Below are 17809 nucleotides of genomic sequence, written 5' to 3'. Positions count from 1 at the left end.
TGTCGCGGGCCAAGCCCAGCTATCAGGCCCGTCATGATGCAGGAATTCACCATACTCCGCCTCGGCCATCAGGGTGACGGTATCGCCGATGGTCCCGTTTACGCACCACGCACCCTGCCCGGCGAAACCGTGCAAGGAACGCTGGACGGATCTCACCTGACCGACATCCGCGTCATCGAACCGTCGGACCAGAGGGTCAAGGCGCCTTGCAGACATTATAAATCCTGCGGCGGTTGCCAGTTGCAACATGCCTCCGACAGCTTTGTCGCGCAGTGGAAATCCGATGTGGTGCGCACTGCGTTGACCGGGCAGGGGCTGGACGCTGATTTGCGTCCGATCCACACATCTGCCGCGCGCTCGCGCCGCCGCGCCACGATTGCCGTGCGCCGCACCAAAAAGGGGGCACTGGCCGGATTTCACGGGCGCGCCTCAGACACCATCACCGAAATCCCGGATTGCCACCTGCTTGATCCGGCTTTGATCGACGCCATTCCCGTCGCCGAGGCGCTGGCACTTCTCGGCGGCAGCCGAAAGGGCGTTCTGGCGGTGACGCTCACCCTGTCCACGGCTGGGCTGGATGTTTCGGTTCAGGGGGGAAAGCCCCTCGATGGTCCGCTGGAACTGGCGCTGGCGCAGGCGACCGAACGGTACAATCTGGCGCGTCTGGCCTGGGATGGAGAGGTTGTCGCCATGCGGAACGCACCCGTTCAGACCTTTGGTCCGGCTGCGGTGGTCCCTCCGCCCGGAGCATTCCTGCAGGCGACAAAAGACGGTGAACAGACTCTGTTACAGGCCGTTCTTGAGGCTGTTGAGGGGGCAAAGACAATTGCCGACCTGTTTGCAGGTAGCGGAACATTCTCGCTGCCGCTGGCTCAAACGGCCGAGATTCACGCGGTCGAAGGCGAGGCCGAGATGATCCGCGCTCTGGATCAGGGCTGGCGCAAGGCGCAGGGGCTCAGACGTGTGACCGCAGAGGCCCGCGACCTGTTCCGCCGCCCCCTGACCCCGGATGAGCTGAAACCCTTTGATGCCGTTGTTCTGGATCCGCCCCGCGCCGGTGCCGAGGCGCAGGTGGCCGAGCTTGCCCAGGCGAAACCACCCGTGATCGCCTATGTCTCGTGCAACCCCGTCACCTTTGCCCGCGATGCAAAAAGGTTGGTTGATGCCGGATACACCCTTGATTGGGTGCAGGTCGTTGACCAATTTCGATGGTCGACACATGTGGAACTGGCAGCGTCATTCAGACTGGGGAAGAAAACAGCATGACCGATCAGCAGAGCATTCCCGGCGGGTTCAGGCAGCGGCTGCGGAACCTGACCGAGTCTCCTATTTTCGGGCGCTTCATCACCGGCGTCATCATATTCAACGCGATCCTTCTAGGCATGGAAACCGCCCCCGGCCTGATGGAGGATTTCGGGCCGGTCATCGTGTTTCTTGATGGGTTGTGCCTGACGATTTTCATCATTGAAATAGCGATGAAACTGGTCTCGCAGGGGGGCAGGTTCTTCAAAAACGGGTGGAACGTTTTTGACTTTACCATCGTCAGCATCGCACTGGTTCCCGGTGGTGCGGGCCTGTCGGTGCTGCGGGCGCTCAGAATTCTGCGGGTATTGCGCGTCATTTCGGTGGCTCCGCGTCTGCGGCGCGTGGTCGAAGGCTTTATTCAGGCCTTGCCCGGCATGGCCAGTGTGTTCCTGCTGATGGCGATCATCTTTTATATCGGCGCCGTGATAGCGACCAAGCTGTTTTCCCAATCGTTTCCCGACTGGTTCGGTGATCTGGGCCTCTCCGCCTATACTTTGTTTCAGATCATGACGCTGGAAAGCTGGTCCATGGGCATCGTGCGTCCGGTGATGGAGGTTTATCCCTACGCGTGGCTGTTCTTTGTGCCCTTCATCATGATCACGACCTTTGCGGTGGTAAACCTGCTGGTCGGTCTGATCGTGAACTCGATGCAGGATGCCCATCATGCCGAGGATGAGGTAAAAACCGACGCTTACCGGGATGAGGTGCTTGAGCGGCTGGAATCTATAGAAAACCGGCTGAGAGAGCAGCAGAACATCAAAAAGTGATTTTGAATTTCTGAATTTTTGGCATAATGGCAGGCAAAACAGGCAGCAGGCAGTGAAAAAAATGGACCGTCGAGCATTTGGAATGGGAGCGTTGGCGACTCTGAGCCTTTCGGCTTGCGCGTCGGCAAGTTCCCCAAGATTTCTTACCTATAACGGGCCCGAGGTGACATCATTGGTCATCAACAAGGGCGCGCGAAAAATGTACCTCCTTCATAACGAGAAAATCCTGAAGGAGTACGAAGTTGATCTGGGTTTTGCGCCCAACGGTACGAAAAAGGTCCGGGGCGACGGCAAGACGCCCGAGGGAACCTATCTGATCGACCGCCGCAACCCAAACAGCCGCTATCATCTGTCGCTGGGTATCTCTTATCCGAATTCACAGGATATTGCCGAGGCCAAGGCGGCGGGCATTGATCCGGGTGGCGACATCTTTATTCACGGGCAACCCAACCGGAAGAAAGAGCGCAAGCGCGCCAAGAAAACGCCGGATTGGACCGCCGGATGCATCGCGGTCAAAAACGATGAGATCGAAGAGATTTATTCGATGGTCAACGAAGGCACGCTGATCACATTGCGGCCCTGATCCGGTTCAGACCGGTCTCCAGCGTCCGAACCCAAGTTGCAGATAGTCGCGGCGGTAAATTTCCGCCGCCATCTTCTCAAGGTCCTCATCATAGATTTGGTCAAGTTCGAATGGCGTGTCCGATGTCGCCGCTGCGGGCGTAGGCGGGGCGGGATGCCCCAATTTCCGGGCTAGATCGGGTAGGTCAGACGCCATGTCCTCTTCCCGGATCACATGATCGGGCAGCGCGAATTCTGCAAAGCCTGACAGCGCCTGCGACTGACTGCACCAAAGGCCATCGACCCGCGCCGCCGTCTGACCGGCAAGGTTCAGGCGCAGGAATTCAAGAAACCCGGCAAACGCGTCGCGATGCTGTGACAGGGAATAGTCCTTTCCCGGATCTTCGGCGGGGATCGGCGCCTTGAACTGTTTTCTCAGCAGATTTCGGATTTTGCTGTAGCTGCCCGGTCCCTTGGGCAGAATGCGTTGGCAGAATGCCGAATGCGCCCGCGCCAACGGGTGGCGCAGTACGGTGAATTTGCGATGCTGCGGATGTGTCCGCATCCACTTGCGCACCTGTTTCTGATTGCGGTTCGTCACCAGAGCCTCGGTATCAACTCGGTCAAGATCGGCCAGCCATCTGCGCACCTCATCCTCGGGCCCGCCACGCATCGGCAGATACATCAGGGGCGTTTCCATCCCGGCGACGTAATTGGGAACCGCAGGCCCCCGTCTGGGTTCAAAATTCGGCGTTCGGCTCAGGTTGAGCGGATCAAGATCGGCCAGCGCCGCCTTCATGTCATCCGGATTTGTCACCTTGGACAGAACAGGTGCCGGATTTTGCCGGGTTAGACTCTGATTCAGGCGTTCTAGCCGGGACTCAACGCCCAGCCATTTTGCAAGGCCGTTTATGACGTCGATCTGATCGAGGTCTTCGTAAGACAAATAAAACGGTGTCTGCCCCGACCGCTGCAACCGGTTCAGCAGGACGATCTGAAATTCCTGCAGCTTGCCGACATAGTCGGTGAATTCCGTGGAATCGAAACGGGCCTGCGCTTCCCGGCGCCGTTTGATGTTGGTCAGTTTCCACTGTCCGGTTTCGCGCGCGATCTTCCACGACACGTAACTGTCCAGAGGGTTGCGCGTCAGTATGATCTTGGCGCATCGGGCGTCTTCAAGCGTCGGTTCCAGCACCCGGGGGTCGTGGTCGTGAAAGTATCGAAACCCGTTCAGCACGCCCGGACCATTCCTGATCGCGTCGATGAGGCAGGCCGGATCGTCGTCGCGTTCTGGCTGGCTTACCCCCAGAACATCGGTTCGATTGGGGTATCCGATAAAGTGGGGGTTGAACGCTTCTCCATGGCAGGTGACGCCATCAAGCGCGTTCAGATTAGATTCCAGAAAGTTGGACCCGGTGCGCATCTCCGCGAAAACAATGAAATAGTCGAAATTCGCACCCATGGCTGACTATTGCACCAGATAGGGTTTCCGCACAGGCCGCGGAGCCGGTTCAAAATCATCGTCGGCTGGAAAGTCGCCAACCAGATAGGGATGCATGCCCTGGTTCTTCAGGTTCTGAAGAAACTTTCCAAAGCCGGTCAGATCAACAAGGGTTGGCGCTTCGGACACGGGCCTCAGGGGGATTGGGCTGATTTCCTCAATTATTGTTTGCAGCGGTTCCATCGGTGCCTCGATGAATTCGGCCAACGACCAGATTCTGACCCGCGCCTTGGTGTCGGCACCTCGCAGAACCTCCAGTTGTTTCGTTTCGGTCTGCTGCATTTGCGCGGCCTGCTGGCGGATATCCGCGAAATTCAAGTTCGACCGGAACAACGGGACAGCCCATGCGCCTGTGATGACCGAGATTTGCAGGTTCTTGTCACGGGCAAAAAGCGCGTTGAGCTTCTGATTGTCGGCGGGGCCGTACTGGAAACACTGACGCTCCCCTCTGGTGTTCCAGATCAGGTTCTGAAGAAACGCCGTGGGATTATAGTCGCGCAAGGTGGCGGCGTCGCAAAGCGACCCGTTCATCATGGTTTCACCGTCAGAGAATTCCGCCCTGTCGGGTCCGAACAGATGCCCGTGAACCCGCGTGCCGGTTGCGTTGGCCAGCCATGGCTGGAAATCCTCGAACAGTTCGGAAAATCCCTGAAACACAGAGTAGGGGTGGGCTGAAACGCCCTTTTCGCAGCTTTTTCGCGGAAATCTGCTTTGCATGTACAACCCGTCACGTCCACGGGTTCGGCGCTCGACCGCCTTGGCAAACACCCGGTCGATCTTACCGGGATTGGGCTCGGCCGGTTTCATTGCCGTTGTCCGGTCGGTCAGAAATGCCTGATACAGGCGGTCGGCCTGCGGCCAGATCTTGCGGGCCACAAAACAATCCGACCGGCGCAGCAGTTGCAGGTGATCATCGTAAAAAATGTGCGGACGGCCCTGATAGTCAAACTTCGACAGGGTCAGGGACCGGCTTTCGATACAGGTCGAATACACCCGCGCCAGAGTCTGGAAATAACTTTCATCGGGAATCCACACATGCCTGAAATAGGCATCATAGGTCTTTCGCTGGGGATCCTGCAGGATGGCCGACAGCGTTTGCCGGGACAGACACCACCATTGGCTGCCCATATGCGGAACCAGCCCATCGGGTATCTTTCGCCTGACGTTCATGCGGCGCTGCAGCCTGACATAGGCGTCGAACAGTTTGCGGTGCTTGCGCCATGAAAACGGAAACCGCAACGTAAAGCGTTCGCGATCCAGCCCCCCAACCGTCCAGGTCACATCCGATGTGGTGGCGCTTTCGATGAAATCCGCGCGCGGGCGGTCGGCAAGGTAATCGGTCAGCTCCTGTACCGGCCGCAAGGGCAGGCAGGCGCCGGAGGTCAGGAAAACGTGGTGAACGTCCGGGAACGTTTCCAGCATCAGTTCCGATGCCGATTGCGAGGCCGCGACAATTCCCCAGGTGCCCCACTCGCACAGATGGCGTTGGGAAAACCGGATCAGATTGTCGTCGGAACAAGACTCTGCAAAGGCGGAAAAGGTGCTTTTGGGCACCTTGCGGTCCACATGGATCACAACCGGACAGCCCGCCGCGGTCCAGTGGCGCGCGACCTGCTCGGCCCGGTCCAGCGCGGTGTGCACCAGCATGACGACGCCCAGACGGCTCATGCCCAGTTGCCTTTCGACATGAGGCCGAGAATCTCAAGCTGCCGCCAGTTGATGTACTTCTCGGACCATTTGCACCAGAAATCCGGGCAATCCTTCAGGTGTCCGGCATAGGCCTTGTATTCTTCGGAGGATCGGTAATGTTGCCCGCGGCTCAACTCTTCGACCGCTTTCACACCCAAAGACCCGATCAGTTTGGCGTGCAACAGGGCACCGCTGGTTTTTTCACCGCCGGAATCGTCGTACACCTGGTTCAGCCCTCTGGGTAATAGCGAGTGGGTCGAGCTGACATATGTGTAACGCCGGTCCCACCGAACAAGGGGAATTTTGTTCAGGGCGGGTGCTTTTTTGGGGTTGTCCCGAAAGAACATCCGGCACCGGGGACCACCCTGAATCCAGAGGTTCCCATAGGCCGGGTTCTTGGTGATCGTGTAGTTTCCCGTGTCGAACCAAGGCGCAATGTCCAGCGGGTTCTGCCCTTCGTGATACTGCGCCGCGTCTATGGGGCCTTTGGGATAGATGTCGATCAGCATCGTCCCAAAGCTACGGATGCCGGTTCCGTCCAGCCAGTCGGTCAGGGCGCGGATGGGGCGCGTATCGCAAAACGGATAGACAAAGAACTCATCCGGATCGACCGTAAGCACCCAGTGCTTGTGGGCGTATTTGCGCAAAAGGTAATTCATCCAGTCCACGCCGTAGGTGGCGCGCTTGTAGCTGTGGCCCGTTTCCCAGACAGATGTGTCGGGCTGACTGGTCAGGTAGGCGCGGGTGCCGTCGTCGCTGTCATTGTCGACGAACAGAAAATGGTTCACGCCCAGTTTGCGGTAATATTCCAGAAAATAGGGAAGCCGGGTCTTTTCGTTCCGAACCACGCTCAGCAGCAGCACGTCTTCGGGTCGGATATCAGCCGTATTGTCGCTGACCGGCTCCAGCTCGCGCCCCTTGCGCAGACAGCGCAACACACGGCGCCTGCGCCGCAATCTCATCCGGTAAGAGTCCAACAGGCTCACGCGACTGCCCAACCTTTTTGATACGCGAGCATGCCCGGGGCTGGTTGAGGCCAGAGTGGTGCCGGGCAATTGACGCTTTATGACACTTTTGTATCTTGCAAGGCAATGAATTTAAATAATCTTAGCGACGGTGTGGCTGATTGGGCCCGTAGTCTGGCGCCTTATTCAAATCCTCCGGCCTGTATCAGTTTCAACTGATCCAGCTGCCGCCATCCCGTGTAGCGCACTGAATTTTCTGTCCAAAGATCGGGCTGGCCGATTATCCCGTCATAGTATGATCCGAACTGATCCGGGCTATGGAAATGCTGGCGGCGCATCTTTTCGATCCGGGATTTTTCGACAATCTCGGGCAGGAATTTGGTGTGCAGCAAAACGCCCGAGGGCGCCGAACCCCCCGGGCCGTCATAGCCGTAATTCAGGCGCGCGGGCAAAACCGAATGACAGGAGTTGACATAGGCATACCGGCGCGACCAGCGCATCAGTGGAATTTTGTTGAGCGTGGGTGAGCGTTCGGGGCGGTCGCTGAAAAACATGCGTTCCCGAACACCGCCCTGCACCCACAGATTACCCAGCGGGTTCTGCCTCTGTGTCCGGTATGGTCCGCTGTCGAACCATGGCAGAACCTCTGTCGGATCGGTGTCCGGTGAACAGGCCTGAGTGCCCAGCGGCCCCTTTGGATAAAGGTCCAGCAAATGCGCGCCGAACACCTTTTGCCCTGCGGCGTCCAGCCAGTTTGTCAGTTCGTGCAGGGACCGGGTGTCGTGATGGGCATAGATCAGCAGCTCGTCGGCATCCACCATCAGCGTCCAGTGCCCGTGGCCGTAACGCATCTGCAGCCATGTCAGCCAGTCCAGCCCGAACCGGGCCGCGCGATAAGTGCTGCCGGTCTGCCACAGGGATACGTCCGGCTGTTCCCGCAACACCTCTGCCGACCCGTCGTCGCTGTGGTTGTCCACCACCAGAAAATGGTTCACGCCCAACAGGCGATAATGGTTGAAAAACCAAGGCAATCGTCCGGCTTCGTTTCGCAGCGTGGTAAAGGCCAGAATGTCGCCGGGCGCGATCTGGTTGGTGCGGTCCGACAGGCAGGCCAACTGATGCCTGCTGCGAAAGGATCGCCACAAAAGCCGCCGCCGCTTCCATCGCAACCGGTAGGATTGTACCCAGCCGGGAGTTCGGGCGTTGGCTGCGCTCATCTCCGCTTCATTTCTCGTAATGCCCGTTCTGATGCCAGCGCCAGGCATCCGCGACCATAGTCTCTAACGTTGACCTTTTGGGCTGCCATCCCAGTTCACTTTCGGCGCGGGTCGAACCGGATACCAGCTTGGTGCAATCCCCGGCCCGGCGGGGGCCGATCGTGTAGGGGACCGTCTGATTTGTGACTGCTTTGGAGTGTTCGATCACTTCCATCACTGAAAAACCCGATCCCGTGCCCAGATTGAAGACGCGGCTGTCCTTGCCCTGTTCCAGCCACTTAAGGCCAAGAACATGGGCATCCACCAGATCACAGACATGCACATAATCGCGGATACAAGTGCCGTCCGGCGTGTCATAGTCCGTCCCGAATACGGTCAGGGCATCCCGCTTGCCATCGATGGCGTCCAGCATCAGCGGAACCAGATGCGTTTCGGGGCGGTGGAACTCGCCCACCTCACTGTCTGGGTCGGCGCCCGCGACGTTGAAATATCTGAAAATGACGTGGTTCAGATCATGCGCCGACTGGAAATCCCTCAGGATATCCTCGATCGCCCGTTTTGATGCGCCATAAGAGTTAAGCGGGTGTTGCGGCGTGTTCTCATCCAGAACAACGTTATCGTGCTCGCCATAGGTGGCGCAGGTCGAGGAAAAAACAAAGTTCAGGCAGTTTGCGGCCACCGCCGCTTCGATCAGATTCAACGAGCCGGTGACATTGTTTGACCAGTACCTGCCCGGCTGCGACATCGCCTCGCCCACCTGACTGAGGGCGGCGAAATGCATGACCGCCGCTGGCTCGTATTTGGCAAAAACCTCGTCCAGACGCTGCCGGTCCAGCAAATCACCCTGTTCGAACGGCCCGAACTTGACCGCGTCCTGCCAGCCGGTGACCAGATTGTCATAGGTCACCGGGGTATAGCCCGCCTTGCTCAGCGCCTTGCAGGCATGGGATCCGATGTATCCCGCTCCGCCGGTTACCAAGATATTCGTCATGATGAATCCCGATCTGAAATCTGTAGTTTTCTGAGGTACCTACGTGTCATCGAAGCTGCGCGCCACGGGGAAAACGGCTCAGTCCAACCCCATGGCGGTCATCATCTCTTCGATTTTCGGCACGTCCTGTGGGTTGTTCAGCTCCCAGAACTGGCGTCCTCTGGCCTCGACCTCGACGCACAATATCTTGCGGCCGTTTTCCATGAAGCGCAGCTGCTCCAGCCCTTCCAGATTTTCCAGCGGTCCCGCTGCCCAGGCCGGATAGGCGCTTAGCGCATCGGGACGGTAGGCATAGACACCAACATGGTGAAAAACCGGTGTGTCGTCGGTGCTGGCATAAGTGTCCGAGGTAAAGGGAATGACCTCTTTCGAAAAATACATCGCGCTGTGGTCTGCACCGAACACGGCGGTGGTGCCGCCTACTCGTCCGTTCCTGCGGTCGTTCAGCAAACTGTTGAGCGCATCGCCGTCGCAGCGCAGGACTGGCGTCGCTACACCGGCATCAGGTGCCGCGCGCAGCCCCTTAACCAGATCCTCGACAAACCAGTGCGGCGTCAGCGGGGCGTCACCCTGCAGGTTCACGACAATTTCGTAATCTCCGCCCAGCGCCGCATGCGCCTCGGCGCAGCGCTCGGTTCCGTTGACGCAGGATTCCGAGGTCATCACCACTTCGGCCCCGAACCCTTCGGCCACCTCGCGGATGCGGTCGTCATCCGTTGCAACCACGACACGGTCCACGCCCGACACGGCTTTGGCCGCGCGCCAAGACCGTTCGATCAGCGTCATCGAAGTTCCATTGGCGCCGGTCAGCGGCACCAGCGGTTTGCCGGGATACCGGGTCGAAGCGTAACGGGCGGGGATCGCGATCAGAACGGACATCAGGCCTCCTTCAGCTCAACACCCGGAGCATAGGCGATGAAGAACGGATTAGCATAGCCATCCTTGCCGTATCCCAGCGGTGAATGATCATCAAAGCGCACCACTTTACCCCCTGCGCCCGCCAACACGGCGTGGCCTGCGGCAGTGTCCCACTCCATCGTGCGGCCCACGCGGGGATAGAGATCCGCCTCGCCGGTCGCCACCAGACAGAACTTGAGCGACGAGCCCGCGCTTTTGCTGTCCTGCACCTGATACTTGTTGATGTAATCCTCGGTCGCCTGATCCCGATGCGATTTGGACGCTACGATCAAAAGCGCTGAATTGTCCGGTTTAGACACTGATATCGGCGCCAATTCCCCGGCCTGTGCCTTGTCCAGCGCGCCGGTTTCCTCGACCGACTGACCATCGGCTTGTGTGTAGAACATCCGTCCTTTGGCCGGGGCATAGACCACGCCGCGGGTCGGCACACCGTTTTCCACAAGCGCGATATTCACCGTGAAATCGCCCCGCCGGTTGATGAATTCCTTGGTGCCGTCCAATGGATCGACGATCAGAAACGTATCGCCCTTTTCCGAATGGGATGCGGCCTGTTCCTCGGTCACCAGCAGGATATCGGGAAAGGCATCGCGCAATCCGGCCGAGATCAACGCATCCGCCGCTTCATCCGCTTCAGTCACCGGGCTGGAATCGGATTTGACCTTCACGTCGAAATCGTCGGCGTTGTAAATCTCCATGATCTTGTCGCCTGCTTCCAGGGCCAGACGGCGGATGACGGGGATAAGGGTTTCGTAGGTCACAAAATTGCTCCGATCCTGTGATTTGTTGATCTGCAAACTTGTCGATCTTATGGTGCGATGCAAAGGGTTCGGCAAGATTTACATGGCATGATCCCGGAAATGACGCAGGTAAAATTCTTCGGTGTTTCAGTACAAGCGCAATAGAACCCTGATCGGTGCCGCCATTTCGACGGCTGAACTGGTGTTTCACGGCATCGTGCGCAATGTGCGTTCGAAGCATTCGAATGCCGTTCTGGCGATTGTGCTGAATATCATTCAGGTCGTCCTGATGGTCGCCGTCTTCTACCTGATCATGACCTTTGTGATGGGCGGGCGTGTCGCGCGAATTCGAGGCGAATTCATTCTGTACCTGCTGTCGGGCGTGTTTCTGTTTCAGGGCCATATCAAGGCTGTTGCTGCCATTTCAGGGGTGGGAACCGGCAACAATCCGATGATGCTGCATTCACCGATGAACATGATGGTGGTGCTTTTGGCGGCGGCGTTCCAGACACTCTATGTCCAGATAATGTCTCTGATCGCTATCCTGTTCATCTATCATGTCACGATCAACCCGTTGGAAATTCAGGATCCGGGCGGTGCATTTGCCATGCTTGTTCTGGCCTGGTTCACAGGCTGTGCTGTGGGGCTGGTATTTCTGGCGATCCAGCCGTGGTTTCCCACAGTTGCAAGTATCGGAAGCAGCGTTTACCGGCGCATGAACATGGTGTTTTCCGGCAAAATGGTCGTTGCCAACGCCTTGCCGCCCTTCATGCTGAAGGTTTTCGACTGGAATCCGCTGTTTCATGCCATCGACCAATGCCGTGGCTTCATCTTCCGAAACTATTTCCCTCGCGTGACCAGCTGGGAATACGCCCTTTGGGTCGGCATTGTTCTGGTGATGATCGGCCTGATGGCCGAATTCTATACCCGGCAGCAGGTGTCGAAAAGCTGGTTCGCCCGCCGCTGAGTGTCAGGTGGCGACGCGCAGCGTCAGGTTGAGCCGCCCGCCCTTGGGCAGCAGGCGGGACGAACCGAACCGAATTCGATCCACGCCATGATAGGTCAGGCGCGCAGGCCCGCCCATGACCACCACATCCCCCGAACTCAGCCACAGCGATTCGGTTTTGCCGCCCCGGCTGGTGTTGCCGATCCTGAACAGCGCGTCATCCCCCAACGAGATCGAGACAACCGGCCAGGAAAAATCCGCCTCGTCCTTGTCCTGATGCAATCCCATCCGGCTGCCCTCGCCATAATAGTTGATGAGACAACAATCCGGTGCGCGGTCAGCCCCGGTCAGGTGTCGCCAGATATCCAGAACCGATGCCGGAATGTCGGGCCATGTCACGCCCGTGGGGTGGGTGGGCTGATACCTGTAGCCGCTCTTGTCGGTGACCCATCCCAGCGCCCCCGCCGAGGTCATGCGAACCGACATCTGTTTTCCGGACGGGGTCGTTGGCCGGACCAGCGGGGCGGCCTTCAGAATCGGCCGCAACTCCTCGATAAGACCCGACTGAGCGGCCCCGTCCAGATAGCCTTTTCTGATGTCGAAACCGCGCAACAGCAGCTGAGTCATCCCGGAAACCCCAATCCTTTCCAAATCCTTGCCAAAAAAGGCCCGAAAATCGTGAAAACCTGCATTTCACGACGCTTGCAGGCCACGTTTCCGGCCCTTATATACGCCGGGACGCGCGATGGTGTAGTGCTGTCGCGCACATCAGATCGGGGCCGGGATGCCGTAACGGGTTCAGGCCTCGGGACATCGCCTTGAAGAGAAAGGGATCGAACCTATGGGAAAAGTAATTGGCATTGACCTCGGCACAACCAACTCGTGCGTGGCAATCATGGACGGCTCTCAGCCGAAGGTCATCGAAAATGCGGAAGGGGCGCGGACCACGCCCTCGATCGTCGCCTTCACCGAAGATGAGCGACTGGTCGGTCAGCCTGCAAAACGCCAGGCGGTCACCAACCCCGACAACACGATTTTCGGCGTCAAGCGTCTGATCGGTCGTCGCGTGGATGATGCAGAAGTCGAAAAAGACAAGAAAATGGTGCCCTATGCCATCGTCAATGGCGGCAACGGCGACGCGTGGGTTGAAGCCCGCGGTGAAAAGTACTCCCCAAGCCAGATCTCGGCTTTCACTCTGGGTAAGATGAAGGAAACCGCCGAGAGCTATCTGGGTGAGGAAGTCACGCAGGCGGTCATCACCGTTCCGGCATACTTCAACGACGCACAGCGTCAGGCTACCAAAGACGCTGGCAAGATCGCCGGTCTGGAAGTGCTGCGGATCATCAACGAACCGACAGCGGCTGCTCTGGCCTATGGTCTGGACAAGGAAGAAACCCAGACCATCGCGGTCTATGACCTTGGTGGTGGCACCTTCGACGTGACCATCCTGGAAATCGACGACGGCCTGTTCGAGGTCAAATCGACCAACGGTGACACCTTCCTGGGTGGTGAAGACTTTGACATGCGCATCGTCAACTACCTGGCGGATGAGTTCAAAAAGGAACACGGTGTCGATCTGTCTGCTGACAAGATGGCGCTGCAGCGTCTGAAAGAAGCCGCGGAAAAAGCCAAGATCGAGCTGTCCTCGACATCGCAGACTGAAATCAACCAGCCGTTCATCTCGATGGGTTCGAACGGTCAGCCGCTGCACATGGTCATGAAACTGACCCGTGCCAAGCTGGAATCGCTGGTTGGCGACCTGATCAAGAAATCGATGAAGCCGTGCCAGGCCGCTCTGAAAGACGCAGGTCTGTCGCCTTCGGACGTGGATGAGGTTGTTCTGGTCGGTGGTATGACCCGGATGCCGAAAGTGATCGAAGAGGTCACCAAATTCTTCGGTAAAGAGCCGCACAAGGGTGTGAACCCGGATGAAGTGGTTGCCATGGGCGCCGCCATTCAGGCCGGTGTTCTGCAGGGCGACGTCAAGGACGTGGTTCTGCTGGACGTGACCCCGCTGTCGCTAGGCATCGAAACGCTGGGTGGCGTGTTCACCCGCCTGATCGACCGCAACACCACGATCCCGACGAAAAAGTCTCAGGTCTTCTCGACCGCCGAGGACAACCAGAACGCCGTGACCATCCGCGTGTTCCAGGGTGAGCGTGAAATGGCCGCGGACAACAAGATCCTTGGTCAGTTCAATCTCGAAGACATCCCGCCCGCACCGCGCGGCATGCCTCAGATCGAGGTGACTTTTGACATCGACGCCAACGGCATTGTCTCGGTTTCGGCCAAGGACAAAGGCACCGGCAAAGAGCAGAAGATCACCATTCAGGCCTCTGGCGGTCTGTCCGAAGAGGACATCGACAAGATGGTCAAGGACGCCGAGGACAATGCCGAGGCAGACAAGGAACGTCGCGAGCTGATCGAGGCGAAGAACCAGGCCGAAAGCCTGATCCACTCGACCGAAAAGTCGATGGAAGAGCATTCGGACAAGGTCGATCCGACCACGATCGAAGCCATCGAGCTGGCGATTGCCGCGCTCAAGGACGAGATCGAGACGGACAATGCCGACAAGATCAAGTCCGGCATCCAGAACGTGACCGAAGCCGCCATGAAGCTGGGCGAAGCCATCTACAAGGCGCAGGCTGAAGAAGCGGATGACGAACCGGCAGCAGCGGACGCTGCGCCCGGCGATGATGACATCGTCGATGCCGAATTCGAAGATCTGGATGACGACAAGCGTAACTAACGGGTAACCGGGCCAATGCGGGCCGGTCCGGTTGCCGGGCCGGCCCGATTACGTTGAGGCAGAAGGAAAAACTGATGTCAAAACGCGACTACTATGATGTGCTCGGCGTGTCCAAGGGCGCATCAGCGGACGAGATCAAGAAGGGTTTTCGCAGGAAAGCCAAGGAATTGCATCCCGACCGCAACAAGGACAACCCGGATGCCGAGGCGCAGTTCAAGGAAGCGAACGAAGCCTATGACGTTCTGAAAGACGGTGAGAAAAAGGCCGCCTATGACCGCTTTGGCCACGCGGCCTTCGAAAACGGCATGGGTGGCGGTGGCCGCCCCGGTGGCGGTTTCGGTTCGGGCGATTTCTCCAGCGCGTTCTCGGACGTGTTCGACGACCTGTTCGGTGATTTCATGGGCGGTCAGCGCGGTGGCGGCGGCGGACGCCGGGCCGCGCGCGGGTCCGACCTGCGCTATAACCTTCGCGTAACGCTGGAAGAGGCGTTTGCGGGGATGCAAAAGACGATCAACGTCCCCACTGCGGTTGGTTGCTCGTCCTGTGATGGAACCGGCGCAGAAGGCGGTGCCGAACCCTCGACCTGTCCGACCTGTTCGGGCATGGGCAAAGTGCGGGCACAGCAAGGCTTTTTCACGGTTGAACGCACATGCCCCACCTGTTCCGGGCTGGGTCAGATCATCAACAATCCCTGTAAATCCTGTCAGGGCGCTGGCCGCGTTGAAAAAGAACGCGCGCTGTCCGTCAACATTCCCGCCGGTGTCGAAACCGGCACCCGCATCCGCCTGGCAGGCGAGGGCGAGGCCGGAATGCGCGGTGGCCCTCCGGGTGATCTTTACATCTTTGTCGAGGTTTCTCCGCATCAGCTGTTCGAACGCGACAGCGTGAACCTCTATTGCCGGGTTCCGGTCAGCATGGCCAAGGCTGCACTGGGCGGTTCGATCGAGGTTCCTACCATTGATGGCGGTCGCGGCCGCGTTCAGATCCCGGCCGGCAGCCAGTCCGGCCGCCAGATGCGCCTGCGCAGCAAGGGTATGCCAGCCCTGCGCGGCGGAGGTGTTGGCGACATGTTCATCGAACTTGCCGTCGAAACCCCGGTCAACCTGACCAGCCGCCAGAAAGAGCTGCTGCGCGAGTTCGAAGAGCTGGGCGAAGACAACCATCCTGAATCCAAAAGCTTCTTTTCCTCGGTGAAAACCTTTTGGGACGGAATGAAGGGCTAAGCCCGACTGCAACCCGAATTCAGGCCGGTCCAATCGGGTCGGCCTTTTTTTGGCCTGATCAATAAGTCCAGATTGGCCTCAATCCCTACAGGATTGGCCCTTGATTCCTGCGCCATCCCCTGAGATTGTCCGCGCCAACCGTTGGGGTGCCCGATTGCGGGCTGAGAGGCGTGGATGCGTTAACCCATCGAACCTGATCCGGGCAATTCCGGCGTAGGGAACGGTCTAAAGACAAGAGAACGTTTTTTATGCCCCTCGTTGCCCAAGTGAATTGGAGCAACCAAATGGCGCATATCGCGTTGACAATAGCGGGATCTGACAGCGGCGGCGGAGCGGGCATTCAGGCCGACCTCAAGGCCATGTCCGCGCTGGGCGTTTACGGCGCCAGCGTGATTACTGCGGTCACTGCCCAGAACACGCAGGCGGTTACTGCGGTACACGGGATTCCGCTGGACGTCATTGCGGCCCAGATCGACGCGGTTCTGAGCGATCTGGACGTCCGGGCGATCAAGATCGGGATGCTTGCGACACCCGAAATCATCCAGACGGTCGCCGATGGCCTTTCCGGCTTTGACGGCCCGGTGGTTCTTGATCCGGTGATGATCGCCAAATCCGGTGATGCGTTGCTGGCCCGCGAGGCGGTGCAATCCCTGCGCGACCTGCTCGTTCCCCGCGCCACGGTGCTGACCCCGAACTTGCCCGAGGCCGCCTGTCTGTTGAATGAAATGGTCGCCGAAACGGATGATGAGATGATCCGGCAGGGATATGCCCTGTCCGCCATGGGGGCCAAATCCGTCCTGATGAAAGGCGGGCACGGCAAGGGTGATCTGTGCCGCGACCTGTTGATCGACAGCACCGGAGTACTGGCGCAGTTCGAGGCCCCACGACAGGACACGAAAAACACCCATGGAACCGGCTGCACCCTGTCATCCTCAATCACAGCCGGACTGGCCAAGGGTTTGACGGTGCCCGAAGCGACGGCGCAGGCGCATGACTATCTGCAGGGTGCGATCTCGCAGGCGGACGGTCTTGCGGTTGGTCGTGGACATGGTCCGGTGCATCACTTCCATCGGGTCTGGGGCGCGTGACGGATTTCTCGGTCATAGGTGCCGGTGTCTCCGGCCTTGCGGTTGCGACCGAACTGGTCGCGCGCGGGGCAACGGTTCAGATCTTCGACCCCGGCGGAGTGCCGGGGCCGCATTGTTGTTCCTGGTGGGCAGGCGGCATGTTGGCGCCATGGTGCGAGTACGAAAATGCCGAGGAACCCGTGCTGCGGCTGGGTCAGAAAGCCATCGGCTGGTGGGCCGACAAAACCCACGTTACGCACCACGGAACCCTGGTCGTCGCCAGTGGCCGGGACATGCCCGATCTGCGCCGTTTTGCCCGCCGTACCGAAGGCTTTGCCGAGGTAGATCGAGCGAAAATAGCCGAGTTAGAGCCTGATTTAGACAAGTTCGGCAAAGGTCTTTTCTTTGCGGACGAGGCGCATCTTGACCCGCGCAAGGCGTTGCAGGACCTTGTGCGCGGATTGCAGGACAACGGCGTGGTGTTTCACCGCAAACTGGCTCCGGCGCGTCTTGAAAACGCGATCGACTGCCGGGGTCTGCACGCCCGCGACCTGCTTTATGACCTGCGCGGTGTTAAGGGTGAGATGCTGGTGATCCGCTGTCCGGATGTTACTCTGTCGCGCCCCGTGCGTCTGCTGCATCCGCGCATGCCGCTTTACATCGTACCGCGCGGAGACGGCGTTTACATGCTGGGCGCGACGATGATCGAATCCGAGGACAGCAGCCGGATCACCGCCCGCTCGATGTTGGAAATGCTCAGCGCCGCCTATGCCCTGAACCCTGCCTTTGGTGAGGCCGAGGTGCTGGAAATCGGCGTCGATCTGCGCCCCGCCTTCCCCGACAATCTGCCGCGTATCCGGCGGCTGGGGCGGACAATTTATGCCAACGGTCTCTATCGTCACGGCTACCTGCTGGCGCCCGCGCTGGCGCAGGGGGTGGTCGATCTGGCGCTGGAAAACAAACATTCGGAGATGGTCGATGAAGATCGTGCTTAACGGTGAACCGCGCGAGGTGCGCGCCGAAACCCTGTCTGAACTGCTGACCGAATGCGGGTTTTCCGGCCGCGTCGCCACTGCGGTGAACGAAGATTTCGTGCCCTCGGGCCTGCGCGTCGCCCACAAACTGACCGATGGCGACCGGGTCGAGGTCGTCGCGCCGATGCAGGGGGGCTGA

Annotated in this window: 17 protein-coding genes and 1 riboswitch; of the genes, 9 read left to right on the top strand and 8 right to left on the bottom strand. The window is 59.0% G+C overall.

Annotated features, from left to right (window positions below; all coding sequences use genetic code 11):
- The first annotated feature begins 33 nt into the window (after nt 1–33).
- From ACR0D6_RS18315 to ACR0D6_RS18305, 3 genes are all read left to right on the top strand, one after another.
- Nucleotides 34–1266, top strand: coding sequence for a class I SAM-dependent RNA methyltransferase (locus ACR0D6_RS18315; protein ID WP_480766575.1), 1233 nt, complete (start codon nt 34–36; stop codon nt 1264–1266).
- Complete coding sequence (locus tag ACR0D6_RS18310) at nt 1263–2072, top strand: ion transporter (protein WP_480766574.1); 810 nt, start codon at nt 1263–1265, stop codon at nt 2070–2072. Before ACR0D6_RS18315 ends, ACR0D6_RS18310 begins: the two co-directional genes overlap by 4 nt.
- Before the next feature lie 61 nt (nt 2073–2133).
- Nucleotides 2134–2655 carry a L,D-transpeptidase family protein gene (locus ACR0D6_RS18305; protein ID WP_170655238.1) on the top strand — a complete coding sequence of 174 codons (522 nt, stop codon included), beginning with the start codon at nt 2134–2136 and terminating at the stop codon, nt 2653–2655.
- Nucleotides 2656–2661: 6 nt separating this feature from the next.
- On the opposite strand, the gene ACR0D6_RS18300 is transcribed toward ACR0D6_RS18305, so the two are convergent.
- From ACR0D6_RS18300 to cysQ, 7 genes are all read right to left on the bottom strand, one after another.
- Nucleotides 2662–4095 carry a nodulation protein NodH gene (locus tag ACR0D6_RS18300; RefSeq protein WP_480766573.1) on the bottom strand — a complete coding sequence of 478 codons (1434 nt, stop codon included), beginning with the start codon at nt 4093–4095 and terminating at the stop codon, nt 2662–2664.
- Between the two features lie 6 nt (nt 4096–4101).
- Nucleotides 4102–5802, bottom strand: coding sequence for a DUF5927 domain-containing protein (locus ACR0D6_RS18295; RefSeq protein WP_480766572.1), 1701 nt, complete (start codon nt 5800–5802; stop codon nt 4102–4104).
- On the bottom strand, nt 5799–6785 hold the full coding sequence (locus ACR0D6_RS18290; RefSeq protein WP_480766633.1) for a glycosyltransferase family 2 protein: 987 nt from the start codon (nt 6783–6785) through the stop codon (nt 5799–5801). Before ACR0D6_RS18290 ends, ACR0D6_RS18295 begins: the two co-directional genes overlap by 4 nt.
- Nucleotides 6786–6970: 185 nt before the next feature.
- Nucleotides 6971–8005 carry a glycosyltransferase family 2 protein gene (locus ACR0D6_RS18285; RefSeq protein ID WP_480766571.1) on the bottom strand — a complete coding sequence of 345 codons (1035 nt, stop codon included), beginning with the start codon at nt 8003–8005 and terminating at the stop codon, nt 6971–6973.
- Between the two features lie 7 nt (nt 8006–8012).
- Nucleotides 8013–8996: a UDP-glucose 4-epimerase GalE gene (galE, locus tag ACR0D6_RS18280; protein ID WP_480766570.1), complete on the bottom strand. Its 984-nt coding sequence runs from the start codon at nt 8994–8996 to the stop codon at nt 8013–8015.
- 78 nt (nt 8997–9074) lie between these two features.
- Nucleotides 9075–9875: a 3-deoxy-manno-octulosonate cytidylyltransferase gene (locus ACR0D6_RS18275; RefSeq protein ID WP_480766569.1), complete on the bottom strand. Its 801-nt coding sequence runs from the start codon at nt 9873–9875 to the stop codon at nt 9075–9077.
- On the bottom strand, nt 9875–10672 hold the full coding sequence (gene cysQ / locus ACR0D6_RS18270) for a 3'(2'),5'-bisphosphate nucleotidase CysQ (RefSeq protein WP_480731031.1): 798 nt from the start codon (nt 10670–10672) through the stop codon (nt 9875–9877). Before cysQ ends, ACR0D6_RS18275 begins: the two co-directional genes overlap by 1 nt.
- Nucleotides 10673–10793: 121 nt before the next feature.
- Here cysQ and ACR0D6_RS18265 point away from each other — a divergent pair, with 121 nt between their 5' ends.
- Nucleotides 10794–11618 (top strand): ABC-2 transporter permease, encoded by an 825-nt coding sequence (locus ACR0D6_RS18265; RefSeq protein WP_170655215.1) that lies wholly within the window; start codon nt 10794–10796, stop codon nt 11616–11618.
- A gap of 3 nt (nt 11619–11621) precedes the next feature.
- Here ACR0D6_RS18265 and ACR0D6_RS18260 read toward each other — a convergent pair whose 3' ends face one another.
- Nucleotides 11622–12224, bottom strand: a complete 603-nt coding sequence (locus ACR0D6_RS18260; protein ID WP_170655212.1) for an alpha-ketoglutarate-dependent dioxygenase AlkB — start codon at nt 12222–12224, stop codon at nt 11622–11624.
- A gap of 214 nt (nt 12225–12438) precedes the next feature.
- Between ACR0D6_RS18260 and dnaK the strand changes: the two genes are divergently transcribed.
- From dnaK to thiS, 5 genes are all read left to right on the top strand, one after another.
- A complete protein-coding gene (dnaK, locus tag ACR0D6_RS18255) occupies nt 12439–14346 on the top strand; it encodes a molecular chaperone DnaK (RefSeq protein ID WP_170655208.1) in 1908 nt (635 codons plus the stop codon).
- Between the two features lie 74 nt (nt 14347–14420).
- On the top strand, nt 14421–15569 hold the full coding sequence (gene dnaJ / locus ACR0D6_RS18250) for a molecular chaperone DnaJ (RefSeq protein WP_170655206.1): 1149 nt from the start codon (nt 14421–14423) through the stop codon (nt 15567–15569).
- Between the two features lie 132 nt (nt 15570–15701).
- Nucleotides 15702–15806, top strand: a riboswitch (TPP riboswitch).
- 47 nt (nt 15807–15853) lie between these two features.
- On the top strand, nt 15854–16657 hold the full coding sequence (gene thiD, locus ACR0D6_RS18245) for a bifunctional hydroxymethylpyrimidine kinase/phosphomethylpyrimidine kinase (protein WP_480766568.1): 804 nt from the start codon (nt 15854–15856) through the stop codon (nt 16655–16657).
- The gene (locus ACR0D6_RS18240) at nt 16654–17631 is read left to right on the top strand and encodes an FAD-dependent oxidoreductase (protein WP_480766567.1); all 978 of its coding nucleotides are present in this window, start codon (nt 16654–16656) and stop codon (nt 17629–17631) included. Before thiD ends, ACR0D6_RS18240 begins: the two co-directional genes overlap by 4 nt.
- On the top strand, nt 17615–17809 hold the full coding sequence (thiS, locus tag ACR0D6_RS18235; protein ID WP_480452583.1) for a sulfur carrier protein ThiS: 195 nt from the start codon (nt 17615–17617) through the stop codon (nt 17807–17809). Before ACR0D6_RS18240 ends, thiS begins: the two co-directional genes overlap by 17 nt.

The organism is Ruegeria sp. BJ6 (assembly GCF_056537885.1).
The sequence above is the reverse complement of the archived record's forward strand: the minus strand, read 5'-3'. Positions and strand labels throughout refer to the sequence as shown.